This window comes from Winogradskyella sp. SM1960, from assembly GCF_020179375.1.
In the GTDB taxonomy this organism is placed as follows: Bacteria; Bacteroidota; Bacteroidia; order Flavobacteriales; family Flavobacteriaceae; genus Winogradskyella; species Winogradskyella marina.
On the sequence record NZ_JAICBG010000004.1, the window covers coordinates 229,025 to 246,372 of the forward strand.

15 protein-coding genes are annotated in these 17,348 nt (G+C 33.0%); 13 read left to right on the top strand and 2 right to left on the bottom strand.

Features of this window, described 5'->3' with window-relative positions; all coding sequences use genetic code 11:
* Window positions 1–70: 70 nt before the first annotated feature.
* The gene (gene tsaE, locus K1X16_RS11710) at window positions 71–529 is read right to left on the bottom strand and encodes a tRNA (adenosine(37)-N6)-threonylcarbamoyltransferase complex ATPase subunit type 1 TsaE (protein WP_195870821.1); all 459 of its coding nucleotides are present in this window, start codon (window positions 527–529) and stop codon (window positions 71–73) included.
* A 223-nt stretch (window positions 530–752) separates the two neighbouring features.
* The gene (locus K1X16_RS11715; protein WP_225036352.1) at window positions 753–2,300 is read right to left on the bottom strand and encodes a bifunctional response regulator/alkaline phosphatase family protein; all 1,548 of its coding nucleotides are present in this window, start codon (window positions 2,298–2,300) and stop codon (window positions 753–755) included.
* A 41-nt stretch (window positions 2,301–2,341) separates the two neighbouring features.
* Here K1X16_RS11715 and K1X16_RS11720 point away from each other — a divergent pair, with 41 nt between their 5' ends.
* From K1X16_RS11720 to hisC, 13 genes are all read left to right on the top strand, one after another.
* Window positions 2,342–3,571 (top strand): HD domain-containing protein, encoded by a 1,230-nt coding sequence (locus tag K1X16_RS11720; protein WP_195870819.1) that lies wholly within the window; start codon window positions 2,342–2,344, stop codon window positions 3,569–3,571.
* 157 nt (window positions 3,572–3,728) lie between these two features.
* Window positions 3,729–4,757, top strand: coding sequence for a UDP-3-O-(3-hydroxymyristoyl)glucosamine N-acyltransferase (lpxD, locus tag K1X16_RS11725; protein WP_195870818.1), 1,029 nt, complete (start codon window positions 3,729–3,731; stop codon window positions 4,755–4,757).
* Window positions 4,744–6,150, top strand: a complete 1,407-nt coding sequence (locus K1X16_RS11730) for a bifunctional UDP-3-O-[3-hydroxymyristoyl] N-acetylglucosamine deacetylase/3-hydroxyacyl-ACP dehydratase (protein WP_225036353.1) — start codon at window positions 4,744–4,746, stop codon at window positions 6,148–6,150. Before lpxD ends, K1X16_RS11730 begins: the two co-directional genes overlap by 14 nt.
* 85 nt (window positions 6,151–6,235) lie before the next feature.
* Complete coding sequence (lpxA, locus tag K1X16_RS11735) at window positions 6,236–7,021, top strand: acyl-ACP--UDP-N-acetylglucosamine O-acyltransferase (RefSeq protein WP_195870816.1); 786 nt, start codon at window positions 6,236–6,238, stop codon at window positions 7,019–7,021.
* A gap of 111 nt (window positions 7,022–7,132) precedes the next feature.
* Entirely contained in the window at window positions 7,133–7,699 is a 567-nt protein-coding gene (gene efp / locus K1X16_RS11740; protein WP_225036354.1) for an elongation factor P, read from the top strand.
* Window positions 7,700–7,767: 68 nt separating this feature from the next.
* A complete protein-coding gene (locus K1X16_RS11745; RefSeq protein ID WP_195870814.1) occupies window positions 7,768–8,703 on the top strand; it encodes a UDP-3-O-(3-hydroxymyristoyl)glucosamine N-acyltransferase in 936 nt (311 codons plus the stop codon).
* 277 nt (window positions 8,704–8,980) lie between these two features.
* A complete protein-coding gene (sucD, locus tag K1X16_RS11750; RefSeq protein ID WP_195870813.1) occupies window positions 8,981–9,853 on the top strand; it encodes a succinate--CoA ligase subunit alpha in 873 nt (290 codons plus the stop codon).
* Window positions 9,854–10,045: 192 nt separating this feature from the next.
* The gene (fabG, locus tag K1X16_RS11755) at window positions 10,046–10,792 is read left to right on the top strand and encodes a 3-oxoacyl-[acyl-carrier-protein] reductase (protein ID WP_195870812.1); all 747 of its coding nucleotides are present in this window, start codon (window positions 10,046–10,048) and stop codon (window positions 10,790–10,792) included.
* A gap of 49 nt (window positions 10,793–10,841) precedes the next feature.
* Entirely contained in the window at window positions 10,842–12,875 is a 2,034-nt protein-coding gene (locus K1X16_RS11760) for a VWA domain-containing protein (RefSeq protein WP_225036355.1), read from the top strand.
* A gap of 10 nt (window positions 12,876–12,885) precedes the next feature.
* A complete protein-coding gene (locus K1X16_RS11765; RefSeq protein ID WP_225036358.1) occupies window positions 12,886–13,701 on the top strand; it encodes a prohibitin family protein in 816 nt (271 codons plus the stop codon).
* Between the two features lie 333 nt (window positions 13,702–14,034).
* On the top strand, window positions 14,035–14,892 hold the full coding sequence (gene hisG, locus K1X16_RS11770) for an ATP phosphoribosyltransferase (protein WP_195870809.1): 858 nt from the start codon (window positions 14,035–14,037) through the stop codon (window positions 14,890–14,892).
* 48 nt (window positions 14,893–14,940) lie between these two features.
* A complete protein-coding gene (gene hisD, locus K1X16_RS11775; RefSeq protein WP_225036360.1) occupies window positions 14,941–16,230 on the top strand; it encodes a histidinol dehydrogenase in 1,290 nt (429 codons plus the stop codon).
* 56 nt (window positions 16,231–16,286) lie between these two features.
* Window positions 16,287–17,333, top strand: coding sequence for a histidinol-phosphate transaminase (gene hisC / locus K1X16_RS11780; RefSeq protein ID WP_225036361.1), 1,047 nt, complete (start codon window positions 16,287–16,289; stop codon window positions 17,331–17,333).
* Window positions 17,334–17,348 lie beyond the last annotated feature (15 nt).

A 17,348-nucleotide genomic window follows, 5' to 3' on the forward strand; every position in this document is an offset into this window, starting at 1 on the left:
AATTGTAATTACGGTTTTTCCGTAACACTAGTCCAATCTTGTAGGAAAAATAATATAGTTTTATTTAAAACTACTGTAATATCATAGCTGAATTTTCGGTTAAATTGTTTGTGTTTATAGTTAGTTTGAGGGATCTCTTATTGTCTCGTAAGTCAGTAATAGTGATGGTTTGTGAATTAGTGGGTAAAAGTTCTTCAATACGTTCTGCCCACTCCATAAATAACCAATGTTTACTGTTTAAATAATCTTCTATTCCAAAATTATAAGCTTCATCAATAGATTCCACCCTATAAAAGTCAAAATGATAGACTTTATCATTAGGTAGACTATATTCATTCACAATTGAAAATGTTGGACTGGTAGCAACATCGTTACTTTGCATTGCTTTTAAAAGAGCACTTATAAATGTTGTTTTTCCAGCTCCCATTTGTCCATTAAATAGCACTATTTTGGTGTTTAAATGCTCTAAAACCTGAGCCGCAACAGTGTCTATATCATCTAAATGGTATGTAATTTCAATTGTTTTCAATTTATAAAATAAACAGATTTAGGTTACAATAGTAGGAATATTATTTGAGATAACCTAAGAAAATGTGCATTTCGTCGGGTTTTTGTGCGTTTAAAGGATTTTATTGACAATAGTCTCAATAAGAAGTCAATAGTGTTTTGCTTGTTACATTTGGTTTATAAAAAAATGATGCAAAATTAAATCCTGCATCATTTATTGTTTCCAATGTGTTAATAAAGATCAGTTATTTAGGATCCATCACTACAAACGGAATAATCATTTCTTCTAACGAAACACCTCCATGTTGATAGGTGTTTCTGTAATAGCTTACATAATGATTAAAATTATTTGGATAGGCTAAAAACAAATCACCTTTTGCAAAAATAAAAGAGCTACTCATTGTTAACGATGGTAAATGAATAGATTTCGGATTCTTAACGGCTAATACATCTTTGTTTTCATATGTTAAACTACGACCTGTTTTGTAACGCAGATTTAAACTTGTATCTCTATCGCCAATCACTTTTGTTGGTGCTTTAACGTTTATAGTACCATGATCTGTCGTTAATATAAGTTTAAAGCCTAGTTGTTGCGACAGTTGAATCATTTCTAATAAAGGCGAATTCTTAAACCAACTCACAGTTAGTGAACGGTACGCTTTATCATTAGATGCTAACTCTTTAACCACTTCCATTTCGGTTTTTGAGTGCGATAGCATATCAACGAAATTATATACAATAACATTAAGGTCATTGTTTTTTAAGGACTTAAAGTTTTCGACTAATTTTTTTCCAGCCTTAAGATTGGTGATTTTATGGTATTCGTGTGTAATGTGTCCTAAGCCTAATCGTTTTAGCTGTTCCTTTAAAAAATCACCTTCGTGCATATTTTTACCACCTTCATCTGTATCGTTTTTCCAGTATTGCGGAAATAAACTTTCCATATCAGCAGGCATTAATCCAGAGAAGATAGCATTACGTGCATATTGTGTTGCCGTTGGTAGAATACTGTAAAATGCCAATTCAGACGCTTTCTTATAGTAATTATTAACTATTGGCTCAAAAGCTTTCCATTGATCATATCGTAAATTATCTATAACCACTAAAACTGTGGGCTGTTTGTCGCTTAGCTCTGGTACTACTTTGTCCTTAAATAAGGTATGAGACATAACAGGAGCATCGGTTTTAGGTTGAAACCAATCCTCGTAATTTTTCTCAATAAATTTACCGAACTGCATATTGGCTTCTGTTTTTTGCGACTCTAAAATATCAGTCATTCCAACATCTTCAATACCTTCAAGTTGTAATTCCCAATAAATTAATTTCTGATATAATTCTACCCATTCCTCATAAGAGTTTACCATAGATAAATCCATTGCAATTTTCCTGAACTCTTGCTGATAATTAGATGTTGTTTTTTCAGATACCAACCGCGAATGATCTAAATTCTTTTTTAAGCTCAATAAAATCTGATTTGGATTTACAGGTTTTATTAAATAATCAGCAATTTTATTACCAATGGCTTCTTCCATTATATATTCCTCTTCACTTTTGGTAATCATTACAATGGGTAAATTAGCACGACGTTCCTTAATTTCGTTCAAAGTTTCTAATCCAGTTAATCCTGGCATATTTTCATCTAAAAAGACGATATCGAAATTAGTATCTGTAATAATTTCTAAAGCTTCAGTACCACTTTGGCATTTTGTTACCTGATATCCTTTTTGCTCTAAAAACATAATATGCGGTTTTAGTAAATCGATTTCATCGTCAACCCAGAGAATATTTATCATGTTATGGTATATTTGTTTATTAATTTTTGAATTCTATAATTTTGCCTACAAAAAATAAGCTTAAAATATTTAACGATCCAATTTACGGATTTATTACGATTCCAAATTCGTTAATTTTCGATATAATCCAACACAAGTACTTTCAAAGATTACGACGTATTAGTCAAATGGGATTGTCGTATTTGGTTTATCCAGGCGCACATCATACTCGTTTTCATCATGCATTAGGATGTATGCATTTAATGCAAAAATCTATCAATGTACTTCGTTTTAAGGGGGTTGCAATATCTGATAAGGAAGAAAATGGCTTGTTAATCGCAATACTTTTACACGATATTGGCCATGGTCCTTTTTCACATGCCATGGAGCACAGTATTGTAAATAACGTTTCTCACGAGGAAATTTCGCTGCGATTTATGGAAGAACTCAATATAGAGTTTAACGGAAGTTTAACGTTAGCCATTTCTATTTTTAAGAAAGAATATCCGCGTCAATTTATGTGCGAGCTTATTTCTAGCCAATTAGACATGGATAGAGCCGATTATTTAAAACGCGATAGCTTTTATACAGGAGTTGCTGAAGGAAATATAAATAGTGAGCGACTAATTACTATGCTTAATGTTGTTGACGACCAGTTAGTGGTTGAAGAAAAAGGTATTTTAAGCGTAGAGAAATTTTTAATAGCAAGACGTTTTATGTATTGGCAAGTTTATATGCATAAAACGGGGGTTGTTGCAGAACAGTTGTTAGTTGGAACTTTAAAAAGGGCCAAAGAATTAGTGCAACAAGGTGTAAAGCTAAATTGTAGCGATGCTTTGTTTTACTTTTTGTTTTCTGAAATAAATGCCGATAATTTTAATATTGAAACTTTAGCCGTTTTTTCAAAATTAGATGATTATGATATTGTCGCAGCTTTAAAAGATTGGCAAAATCACGATGATTTTGTATTGCGAAATCTATGTCAAATGATTCTTGAAAGAAACTTATTAAAGGTGAAGCTAAAGAATAAACCTATTAAGTCTTCTGAACTAATCACACATTCAAAAGCATTAATTAAAAAATATAATATCTCTCAACATGAAGCTGATTATTTTGTGTTTCAAGGTGAGTTAATTAATCAAGCCTATCAGAATAAACATCAAAAGATCAACGTTTTATTTAAGTCTGGAAAAATTAAAGATATCGTTAAAGCATCAGATCAATTAAACCTTAAAGCACTAAGTAAACCTATAACTAAATATTATATGTGCTATCCTAAAAAGAAAATGTAATCCTTTTTTTCTATTTTTGCGAAACGTAATCGAGACTTTAAAATCAATTTGTTGAAACATCTCTATAAAAAATATAAAAAGGATGGTTATTTGGAATGTTTCATGTCTGTGTTAAGCACAGTCGAAGTGTTACCGTTGAAGAACAATAGATAAACACATGAAATTTACAGCAGAACAAATAGCAGACATTCTAGAAGGAACAGTAGTTGGTGACCCAAATATTGAAGTTACTAAACTTTCAAAAATAGAAGAAGGTACACAAGGAACGTTAACATTCTTATCCAATTCAAAGTATACACCTTATATATATTCAACTAAAGCATCTATAACAATTGTAAACGAAGATTTTACGCCAGAAAAACCAATAGAGACAACACTTATCAAAGTTGACGATGCTTATGAAGGATTTTCAAAATTGTTAGAATATTATAAGCAAATTAAGATGAATAAACTAGGTGTAGAGCAACCTAGCTTTGTTTCAGAATCGGCTAAGATTGGAGATAATATCTATATAGGCGCATTTGCATATATTGGTAATAATGTCGAAATTGGTAATAATGTAAAAATTTATCCAAACGTTTATATTGGCGATAATGTTCAGTTAGGCGATAATACAGTAATTTTTTCTGGTGGAAAAGTCTATTCAGATTGTATAATTGGTAAAAACTGTGTTATAAACTCTGGTGTTATTGTTGGAGCCGATGGGTTTGGATTTGCACCTAATAAAGATGGTGGTTATTCTAAAATTCCACAAATTGGAAATGTCATTTTAGAAGACGAAGTAGATATTGGAGCAGGTACAACTATAGATCGCGCAACAATGGGCTCAACCATTTTAAGACATGGTGTAAAACTAGATAATCAAATTCAAATTGCTCATAATGTAGAAATTGGTAAAAATACTGTGATTGCAGCGCAGTCTGGTGTTGCCGGTTCTACAAAAATTGGAGAGCATTGCCAAATTGGAGGCCAAGTTGGTATTGCTGGTCATTTAGTTATTGGAAACAATGTAAAAGTACAAGCACAATCCGGAATTGGGAGAAATGTAAAAGATAATGAAGTTTTACAAGGCTCACCTTCTTTTGGGTATGCTGATTGGAATAAATCTTATGTGTATTTTAAAAATTTACCTAAGCTCGCAAAAACTATTAACGAATTAGAAAAAAAAGTAGATGGCCATAATTAAAACGGAAACGAAACAAAAAACCATTGAAAAAGAAGTTACACTTACAGGTGTGGGACTTCATACTGGTGAAAATGTAAAATTAGTATTTAAACCTGGTGCGGAAAATACTGGATTTGTATTTCAACGAACAGATTTAGAAGGGTCGCCAAAAATAGAGGCAGACGCTAATTATGTTACAAGTACGCAACGTGGTACTTGTTTAGAGAAAAACGGAGTCACTATTCAAACGTGTGAGCATGTATTAGCTGCTTTAGTTGGTTTAGATATAGATAACGCACTTATAGAACTCAATTCTTCTGAGCCACCAATTATGGATGGGTCGTCTAAATTCTTTGTAGAAGCTATAGAAAAAGCAGGTGTTGTTGAGCAAAATGCGTTTCGTGAGGAGTATGAAATTACGCAAGTTGTGTCTTACACAGATGAAGAGTCTGGAAGCGAAATTATTCTAATGCCTGCAAATACATATCAAATTACAACCATGGTAGATTTTGGGACTAAAGTTTTAGGCACTCAAAACGCAACTCTTAATAAGGTGTCAGATTTTAAAACTGAAATTGCAGATGCCAGAACATTTAGTTTCTTACACGAGATTGAAATGCTATTAGAGCATGGTTTAATTAAAGGAGGTGATTTAAATAATGCCATTGTGTATGTCGATAAAGAATTGTCTACAGAAACCATGGAAAAATTGAGAATTGCGTTTAATAAAGATAATATTGCGGTTAAGCCAAACGGTATTTTAGACAACCTAACATTACACCATCCAAATGAAGCTGCACGTCACAAATTATTAGATGTGTTAGGTGATTTAGCTTTAATCGGAACTCGTATTAGAGGTAAAGTTATAGCTAATAAACCAGGACATTTTGTAAACACTCAGTTTGCTAAAAAAATGTCTAAATTAATTAAAAACGAAAGACGAAATAACGTTCCTCAAGTCGATTTGAATTCAGAACCTTTAATGGATGTGAATCAAATTATGGATATGTTGCCACACAGACAACCTTTCTTACTGTTAGATAAGGTTTATGAGTTAACTGACAATCACGTCATTGGTATGAAAAACGTGACCATGAACGAGGAATTCTTTAAAGGTCATTTTCCAGGTGCACCAGTAATGCCAGGTGTTTTAATTGTGGAAGCCATGGCGCAAACAGGTGGTATTTTAGTATTAAGCACTGTGCCAGATCCAGAGAATTACTTGACATTTTTTATGAAAATGGATAATGTAAAGTTCAAACAAAAAGTAGTTCCTGGCGATACCTTAATATTTAAGTGTTCGTTAATTACACCGATTAGAAGAGGTATTTGCCATATGCAAGGTTATGCTTATACTAACGGTAAATTGTGTGCAGAAGCCGAATTAATGGCACAAATATCAAAAGTTAAATAAAATACGTTGAATTACTGTTAAGCTGTTTAGTCGTTAAGTCGAGCAAATCAGCAGCAAACACGTCAACTACAAAATATATATTAAAATGAACCAACCGTTAGCTTATGTGCATCCTGGTGCAAAGATTGCAAAGAATGTTGTTATAGAACCTTTTACAACCATTCATAATAATGTGAAAATTGGAGAAGGTACCTGGATAGGAAGTAATGTAACGATTATGGAAGGTGCTCGTATCGGTAAAAACTGTAACATCTTTCCTGGCGCTGTTATTTCGGCAGTACCACAAGATTTAAAATATAACGACGAAGACACAACTGTAGAAATTGGTGATAACGTTACAATTAGAGAGTGCGTAACCATTAATAGAGGGACCACAGATAAAATGAAGACTGTAATTGGCGACAATTGTCTTATTATGGCATATTGCCACATCGCACACGATTGTATTGTTGGTAATAACTGTATCTTTTCAAACAATAGCACGTTAGCAGGACATATTAGTGTTGGCGATTATGTGGTTTTAGCCGGAATGACAGCAGTTCACCAGTTTTGTTCTATAGGAAATCATGCTTTTGTAACCGGAGGATCTTTAGTGCGTAAAGATGTTCCGCCTTTTGTAAAAGCAGCTCGTGAACCATTATCTTATGTAGGAATAAATTCTGTAGGTTTAAGACGACGAGGATATTCGTCTGAAAAAATTAGAGAAATTCAGAATATATATAGAATATTATACCAAAAGAATTACAATAACACTCAGGCTGCAGATTTAATAGAAGCAGAAATGGAAGCCACTCCAGAACGTGATGAAATTCTTCAATTCATTAAAAATTCGCATCGTGGAATAATGAAAGGTTATTTTAAATCGAATTAATTCTTAGTATTTTATAGACTAAAGAAGAATAAAAGGTTTTCTGATTAAGCAAATAGGATTAGGAAAACAACGCAACAACAAACAATTTAATAAAAACAATAAATTAAAATTATGGCAAGTACTTCAGATATTAGAAACGGATTATGCATCAGATATAACAATGATATTTATAAAATTGTCGAATTTTTACACGTAAAACCAGGAAAAGGACCAGCTTTTGTAAGAACTAAAATGAAAAGTGTGACTACAGGTAAGGTTTTAGATAATACGTTCTCTGCAGGTCATAAAATCGAAGATGTACGTGTAGAAACACATAAATTTCAGTATTTATATAATGATGGTGAATTTTACCACTTTATGAATGAATCTGATTATACACAAATCCGATTATTAGAATCTGCGATCGATAGAACAGATTTAATGAAAGAAGGGGAAGTCGTTACAATTCAAATTAATACCGAAGATAATATGCCGTTGTCTGTAGATTTACCAGCTTCTGTTATCTTAGAAGTGACAGCTACAGAACCTGGCGTTAAGGGAAATACAGCAACAAATGCAACCAAACCAGCAACTGTTGAATCTGGTGCAGAAGTTAATGTACCTTTATTTATCAATGAAGGTGATAAGATTAAAGTTGAAACAGAAAAAGGAACGTACAAAGAACGAATTAAAGAATAATCTCAGTTGGTAATCACAGTCCTAATAAGGCAGGCTGTAAACAATAACTGAGCATTGTAAACTGAGAGATGAAATTTCCAAAACCACATACTTTAAAACAAATTGCAACTTTAATTGATTGTGAATTTAGAGGTTCAGAAGATTTTGAAGTTTTAGGCATAAATGAAATTCATGTCGTAGAACCTGGCGATGTTGTATTTGTAGATCATCCTAAATATTATGATACAGCATTAGAATCTGCAGCAACTATTGTTTTAATAAATAAAGATGTTCCGTGTCCAGAAGGCAAAGCACTTTTAATATCAGATGATCCGTTTCGAGATTTTAATAAGATTACGGCTCACTTTAAGCCTTTTAAAGCTTCAAATAGTGCTATCGCTACTGATGCTGTAATTGGAGAAGGAACGATTATTCAACCCAACTGTTTTATTGGAAATAATGTAAACATTGGTAAAAACTGTACTATTCATGCTAACGTGAGTATTTATGACGATGCTATAATTGGCGATAACGTTACGATTCATGCAGGAGCAGTTTTAGGTGCAAGTGCATTCTATTATAAAAATAGACCAGAAGGTTACGATCAGTTAAAATCTGGTGGTCGTGTTATTATCGAAAACAACGTAGATATTGGTGCACTGTGTACAATAGATAGAGGTGTTACAGGAGATACAACTATTGGAGAAGGCTCAAAATTAGATAATCAGATTCAAATTGGGCATGATACCATCATAGGTAAAAAGTGTTTAATCGCATCTCAAACAGGAATTGCTGGTTGTGTTGTCGTTGAGGATAATGTTACTATTTGGGGACAAGTAGGCATAAAGAGTGGTATTAAAATATCAAAAGGAACAGTAATCTATGCGCAAGCAGGATTAAATAATTCAACAGAAGAAGGTAAAACATATTTTGGTACTCCGGCACAAGAAGCAAGAGTATCTTTTAAGGACCTTGCTTATGTGAAAAAAATTCCTGAAATTCTTCAAAAATTAAAAAATATATAATGTCAGCTATAGAGGTGATTAAGCGATTTTACGATTCAGATATAGCTATTGATTCTAGTTTGGTTGCTTCTCATTCTAGCACATTTCTCAACAATTTGGGAAGTTAGAGATGGTAAATTAAATCGTGGTTTTGAGAGGAGTCATCAAGCTGATGAATCTGATTAAAAAAGCATAGAATCCTATAAAGAAATAAAAATATAAAAGAGGTCGGTTTTGCATTTAAAATCTCTTATTTTTGCAGAACGAAATACATAAAACTTAAAATCAACAATATCAAATGAGCGTTTTAGTTAATAAGAATTCTAATATTATAGTTCAAGGTTTTACAGGTAGTGAAGGTACTTTTCATGCTGAACAAATGATTGAATATGGTACAAATGTCGTAGGTGGTGTAACTCCAGGAAAAGGTGGTCAAACACACTTAGACAAACCTGTTTTTAATACCGTATCAGAAGCTGTTGAAAAAGTAGCTGCAGATACTACAATTATTTTTGTACCACCAGCTTTTGCTGCTGATGCTATTATGGAAGCTGCAGATGCAGGTATTAAAGTAATTATTACAATTACAGAAGGAATTCCTGTTGCAGATATGATTAAAGCGTCAGACTATATCAAAGGTAAAGAATGTCGTTTAATTGGTCCTAACTGTCCTGGTGTTATTACTCCTGGTGAAGCTAAAGTTGGTATTATGCCAGGTTTTGTATTCAAAAAAGGAAATGTTGGTATCGTTTCTAAATCGGGTACATTAACGTATGAGGCTGCAGACCAAGTTGTAAAACAAGGTTTGGGAATCACAACTGCTATTGGTATTGGTGGAGATCCAATTATTGGAACAACAACAAAAGAGGCGGTAGAGTTATTAATTAACGATCCAGAAACTGAAGCTGTGGTAATGATCGGTGAAATTGGAGGTCAATTAGAAGCTGATGCTGCACATTGGTACAAAGATAGTGGAAGTAAAAAACCAGTTATTGGTTTTATTGCTGGTGAAACTGCTCCTGCTGGTCGTACAATGGGACACGCTGGTGCTATTGTAGGCGGAAGTGATGATACTGCACAAGCAAAAAAGAAAATAATGAAAGCATGCGGAATTCATGTTGTGGATTCTCCTGCTGAAATAGGAAAGAAAGTAGCTGAAGTTTTAGGCTAATCAATAACCTATGCATAAAAATTGATGCTGAATCTCATTCAGCATAAACATAAAAAAACCTTACAAAATCTTGTGAGGTTTTTTTATGTCGCACAATTTGTAATTGCTATCTTTGAATTAGGTCTCAATGTGTAAATTTCTTGAAACCTTTTTTAATATTATATTGTAACACTAACTAATTATAAATTAATAATGAAACTTTTAGAAGGAAAAACAGCCATAATTACAGGCGCAAGTAGAGGTATAGGAAAAGGTATTGCAGAAGTGTTTGCTGACCATGGTGCAAATGTTGCATTTACATATAGCTCTTCAGTAGAAGCTGCAAATGCATTAGAAAAAGAATTAAATTCTAAAGGAGTAAAAGCAAAAGGTTACCAAAGTAATGCTGCAAGTTTTGATGAATCTCAAAAGTTAGCAGAAGACGTGTTAGCAGAGTTTGGTTCTATAGATATATTGGTGAATAACGCAGGAATCACAAAAGACAATCTCTTAATGCGAATGGGAGAAGACGATTTTGACAAAGTTATTGAAGTGAATCTTAAATCGGTTTTTAACATGACCAAAGCAGTTCAACGTACTATGCTAAAACAACGTAAAGGATCCATTATAAACATGAGTTCTGTGGTAGGTGTAAAAGGTAATGCTGGCCAAACAAATTATGCAGCCTCTAAAGCTGGAATCATAGGGTTTTCAAAGTCAGTTGCCTTGGAATTAGGATCACGTAATATTAGAAGCAACGTTATCGCTCCAGGTTTTATTGAAACCGAAATGACTGCAAAACTAGACGAAGAAACCGTAAAAGGTTGGAGAGCAGGAATTCCATTAAAAAGAGGAGGTTCACCAGAAGATATTGCCAACGCTTGTGTGTTTTTAGCAAGTGATTTAAGTGCCTATGTTACAGGACAAACACTTAATGTAGATGGTGGTATGTTGACTTAAACTATCATTCCTGCGAAGGCAGGAATCTTATGATACTCGTGAGATTTTAATGAATAACTTAACAATAATATACATAACAATTGCTGCAATTACAGCGCTTTTATTAGCGCTGTTTCAGTATTTGTATAAATCGAAATTAAAGTCGAATCTCAAATACGTACTTATAGCATTGAGAGCGATTTCTATTTTCGGTATTCTAGTATTGCTTATCAACCCAAAGTTTGAATCCTTTACGTATTTCGATGAAAAACCAACTTTAGTGGTTGCTGTCGATAATTCGGAATCGGTTTCCTATCTCAACCAAGATGAAAAGGCTAGGGAAGTGGTCAATGCTTTAAATACTAATTCAGCATTAAAAGACCGTTTTGATATTCAGACGTATAGGTTTGGAAAAACGGTAAACACTTTAGATAGTTTAAATTTTAATGAACGCCAATCTAATATGGCATTGGCTTTAAAACAGTTTGGTGAAGTGTATGCCAACCAAACAGCACCAATTGTAGTGTTGAGTGATGGTAACCAAACCTACGGTTCAGATTACAGTTACATAGCAAAAGGTGTTAAACAACCAATTTATCCTATAATTCTTGGAGATTCTACAGTGCATTCAGATTTAAGTATTAAACAGTTGAATGTAAATCGTTATGTGTACTTAAAGAATAAGTTTCCTGTAGAAATTATTGCCAATTACAGTGGAACTGAAGCGATAAACACAGAACTAAAAATTTGGTCTGGTAATTCTGTTGTTTTTAGAAAAAACCTTCAGTTTAATGCTTCCAAGTCATCTGAAATTGTGTCTACAGCTTTAATGGCAAATAGTGTTGGTGTAAAAACATATCGTGTAGAGTTGGTGGCTTTAGATAATGAAAAGAACAAAGTCAATAACATTAAGAATTTTGGAGTAGAAGTTATCGACCAGAAAACAAATGTAGCTTTAGTTTATGATCGTTTACATCCAGATTTAGGAGCCCTTAAAAAGGCTATTGAAAGTAATGAACAAAGCAGTGTTTCAATACTAAGTCCTAAAGATGTTTTGAATAAGGTAAGTGATTTTCAATTAATTATACTGTATCAGCCGAATAATAACTTTAAGTCCTTATTAAAAGAAATTAAAGCACAAAAAATTAATACATTCATCATTTCTGGCGCAACTACGAGTTGGAGTTTATTGAATCAGACACAGACCTATTTTAAGCAAGCCATTACTAATCAAACCGAAAATTTTCAACCTAGTTTAAATAGAAATTACGGAACGTTCATTGTAGAAAATTTAGATTTTAATAGTTTTCCACCTTTAATATCTGAATTCGGGGCACTTCAAATTTCGGTTCCGCACGAAACCTTATTGTATAAAAGTGTCAACGGAATTACAACAGAAGATATATTGTTAGCGACATTTGAAGTAGATGCTACAAAGCATGCCATCTTAAACGGTGAAGATATTTGGCGCTGGAGAGCACAATCATTTCTAAACACTAATAGTTTTAGCAATTTTGATGAATTTATTAATAAACTCGTTCAGTATCTAAGTTCAAATAAAAAAAGAACACGAATTAATATCGATTACAAATCGTTCTATAACGGTAATGATGATGTTATAATTTCAGCGCAATATTTCAATAAAAATTTTGAGTTTGACAATTCGGCTTCATTACGAATTGAATTAAAAAATAAGGATAACCAAAGTGTAAGAGAGGTGCCTCTTCTTTTAACTAATGGAAATTACACAGTCGATTTAAGTGGTATAAATGCTGGTTTATATGACTTTACAATTAAGCATAATACAGAATCGGTATCGGCCTCGGGAAGCTTTCGAATTCTGGAATATAATGTAGAGCAGCAATTTTTAAATGCAGATATTTCAAAATTAAAATCTATAGCAGCTCATAGTAATGGAGCTGCATATTTTTCGACACAAACAAAAGATATCATAAATGCTTTAGTTAGCGATAATCGTTACAAAACCATTCAAAAAAGCACTAAAAATATTGTATCTTTGATCGATTGGAAATATTTGCTCGGTTTAATTGCGTTAAGTCTTTTTATTGAGTGGTTTATTAGAAAATATAATGGATTAATTTAAATTTAAAATAATGGAAAAATTACCAAAGGTTGGCTTGCCAATTTTAATTGCAATAGTATTATTAATAATCGTTTTAGCTAAGTCTGCTGTCACTATAGACTCAGGTCATGCAGGCGTGTTGTATGAAACCCTTAATGATGGTGTGAGTTCTGAAAAAGCGCCATTAGGTCCTGGTTTTCATATTATAGCGCCTTGGAATCGTGTGATTGATTATGAAACACGCCAGCAAGAAATGCCAGAAAAAATGTCTGTATTGTCTTCAAATGGATTAGATATAAAACTAGATGCTTCTATATTATTTCAACCAGAATTTAATAGTTTAGGAAAATTGCATAACGAGAAAGGAGAAAGCTATGTTAGTAGAGTGCTTCAGCCTGCTATAAGAAGTGCAGCAAGAAGTGTTGTAGGTCGTTATACGCCAGAGCAATTATACTCAAGTAAAAGAGATGCCATTCAAGAAGAAATTTACGAAGAAACTAAAAAGCTTGTTGAGCCACAGTTTATTCAATTAAATGATATTTTAATTAGAGATGTGACGTTACCACCTACTATAAAGCAAGCAATTGAGCGTAAACTGAAGCAAGAGCAAGAGTCTTTAGAATACGAATTTAGATTAGTAACCGCACAGAAAGAGGCCGAAAAAGTAATTATTGAAGCACAAGGTAAAGCTGATGCTAACCGTATTTTAAGTGCTTCGTTAACAGATAAAATCTTACAAGATAAAGGTATTGAAGCTACGGTGAAATTATCAGAATCACCAAACAGTAAAGTTGTGGTTATAGGTTCTGGAGATTCAGGAATGCCAATTATTTTAGGAAATCAATAATATTTAGGGCAAATATTAAAATTTCATTAAATATTTAATTTTATTAATATTTAATTAGGATTAGTGATTTTATTTAGAAATATTTGCACTATCAAATAAAAACAATGACTCTTATTCAATTACATCATCATTTTCATATGATCGCTCAAGCGAGGTGAAATTGTATTGAATAAATTCAAAATATATTTTAAAACCCGTTTGAGAAATCAGATGGGTTTTTTGTTTCCAATCATTTTGTAAATGATTGGAAAAAGTACCAACGAAGGTTGGGATCTCAAAAAAAGTGTCAAAAATAAATTTCCGATTATTCGGAAACAAAAAATAAATTTTTCGATGAGTAAATTAAAAATTGCAGTTCAGAAATCGGGTCGACTAAACGAAGACTCTATGAAAATTCTAAAAGAAATAGGTATTTCTGTAGATAATGGCAAAGACCAACTTAAAGCTTCGGCACGTAACTTTCCACTTGAGGTGTTCTATCTTAGAAATGGAGATATCCCACAATACTTAAGAGATGGAGTGGTTGATGCCGCTATTATTGGCGAAAATGTCTTAATAGAAAAAGGAAACGATTTAAAGATTGTTGAACGTCTAGGATTTTCAAAATGTAAAGTCTCTATTGCGGTGCCTAAATCGTCTAAGGTTAAAAGTTTAAAAGAATTAGATGGTAAACGTATTGCGACATCGTATCCAAATACAGTGAATCAGTTTTTAGAAAAAGACGGTGTTAATGCTAATTTACACATCATTAATGGTTCTGTAGAGATAGCACCAAATATTGGACTTGCAGATGCCATTTGTGATATCGTTTCTAGTGGAAGTACACTTTTTAAAAACGGCTTAAAAGAAGTCGAAGTGCTTTTAAAATCTGAAGCTGTTTTGGCAACATCACCTAAGATTTCAGAAGAAAACCAAGCATTGATTGATAAACTTCAATTTCGATTAAAATCTGTTTTAAAAGGAAGAGAAAGTAAATATGTTTTGCTCAATGCACCAAATGATAAATTAGATGATATTATAAAAATTCTTCCAGGTATGAATAGTCCTTCTATTTTACCTTTGGCTCGTGAAGGTTGGAGTTCTGTCCACTCTGTTTTAGATAAGAATGATTTTTGGAATATTATAGATGAATTAAAAGCCAATGGCGCAGAAGGTATTCTGGTTTGTCCTATTGAAAATATGGTGCTGTAAAAATGTCACACGGAGCACGGTCGAAGTGCTTTTAAAATTAATGATGAAATGAAACAATACATTAATCCACCAAAAGAAGAATGGGAATCTTTATTAACACGACCAACAAAATCGGTTGAAGTTATAGAAGATACTGTAGATGAAGTATTCAAAGCAGTTCAAGAACATGGAGATAAAGCGATTAAAGAATTTACGCTTAAATTTGATGGAGTAGAACTAGAATCAAATATAGTTTCTCAAGAAGAGATTCAATCTACCTTACAATTAGTAAGTGAAGATTTAAAAAACGCAATATATTTAGCAAAGACGAATATTGAAAAATTTCACAGTGCACAAAAAACGAGCAAAGTAGAAGTTGAAACCATGCCAGGTGTTCTCTGTTGGCAAGAGAAGCGACCAATCCAAAAAGTTGGCTTATATATTCCTGGAGGAACAGCGCCTTTATTCTCTACGGTTTTAATGCTGGCAGTTCCTGCACAGATAGCGGGTTGTAAAGAAATTGTTTTGTGTTCACCACCCAATAAAGAAGGGAAAATTGCGAATGAAATTTTATATGCTGCGCAATTATGTGGTGTCACTAAAATTATCAAAGTAGGAGGAATACAGGCGATTGCAGGTTTGACCTTTGGGACAAAAACAATTCCCCAAGTACATAAGATTTTTGGTCCAGGAAATCAGTTTGTTACCGTTGCAAAGCAATTATCTACTAAATATGGTGTCGCTATTGATATGCCAGCTGGTCCAAGTGAATTATTAGTCATGGCTGACGAATCAGCAAATGCGGCTTATGTGGCTTCAGATTTATTAAGTCAAGCAGAGCATGGAAGTGACAGTCAAGTTATTTTAGTGACAACATCTCAAAATTTTGCAAACGATGTTTCTATAGAAGTTAATCAGCAATTAGAGGCGTTACCAAGGAAAATAATGGCAGAAAAAGCGATAGCAAATTCAAAGTCCATTATTGTGGATTCTAATGAGATTGCATTAGAATTAATAAATGAATACGGTCCAGAACATTTTATTGTAGCGACAACTAATAATGATTTCTTTGTAGAGCATATTAGTAATGCTGGTTCGGTATTTATCGGGAATTACACACCTGAAAGTGCGGGAGATTATGCCTCAGGAACCAATCATACATTGCCCACTAATGGATTTTCAAAAGCCTATTCTGGAGTTAATTTAGATAGCTTTCAAAAAAGCATGACATTTCAAAAAATATCAAAAGCAGGTATTCAAAATATCGGAAATGCAATTGAGCTTATGGCAGAAGCAGAAGGTTTACAAGCTCATAAAAATGCAGTGACCTTAAGATTAAACGATTTAATTAATGAGTAACCTCGTCACTTCGAGTGATTTTGAGGAACGAGAAATTGTATCGAGAAGCTACTAAAATGAAAGAAAATTTCAACATAAATAATCTCTTAAGAGAAAACATCAAAAACATCAAGCCTTATTCTTCAGCACGAGATGAATATAAGGACATCACAGATGGAATGGTTTTTATTGATGCCAACGAGAACCCTTTTAATACGAATGTGAATCGTTATCCAGACCCTCAACAAACGAATGTAAAAGCACGTTTGTCTGAATTGAAAGGTATTCCGACGAACCAAATTTTACTAGGCAACGGAAGTGATGAAGTTTTAGATTTAATATTTAGAGCGTTTTGCGAACCGAATCGTGACAAGATTATCACATTGCCACCAACATACGGTATGTATAGTGTTTTATCAAATCTTAATGCGGTTGAAAATATTGAAATTCCATTAACTAGCGATTTTCAGCCAGATTTTGACGAGATATCACGTGCAGCGCATTCACATACTAAACTGCTATTTTTGTGTTCTCCAAATAACCCAACAGCAAACAGTTTTGAAGCTGATGTAATTGAAGAACTAATAGAAGAGTTTCAGGGAATTGTAGTTATAGACGAAGCTTATATTGATTTTTCAAAGGATGAAAGTTGGTTAAGTCGTTTAAGTGAATTTCCGAATTTAATTGTAACACAAACGTTATCAAAAGCGTATGGTTTAGCAGGAATTCGTTTGGGGATTTGTTATGCTTCTAAGGAGATCATTTCAGTTTTGAATAACATAAAACCACCTTATAACATCAATCAGCTGACGCAAGCAAAAGCTTTAGAGCGGTTAAATGATATGGATGCTGTTCAGAATGAAGTGAAAAGTATAATTTTTGAAAGAGAAAAACTTAGTAAAGCCTTAAAGTCAATTACTTTTGTAAAAAACGTATTTCCTTCAGATGCCAATTTTATTCTAGCAAAAGTAGATGACGCTAATAAACGCTATCAGCAATTGATAGAAAAAGAAATTGTGGTAAGAAATAGAACCAATCAACTTTTGTGTGACAAATGTTTGCGATTTTCAGTTGGGACTAAAGCCGAGAATGAGAAATTAATCGAAGTATTAAATCAATTATAATAAAGCTTGTCATTC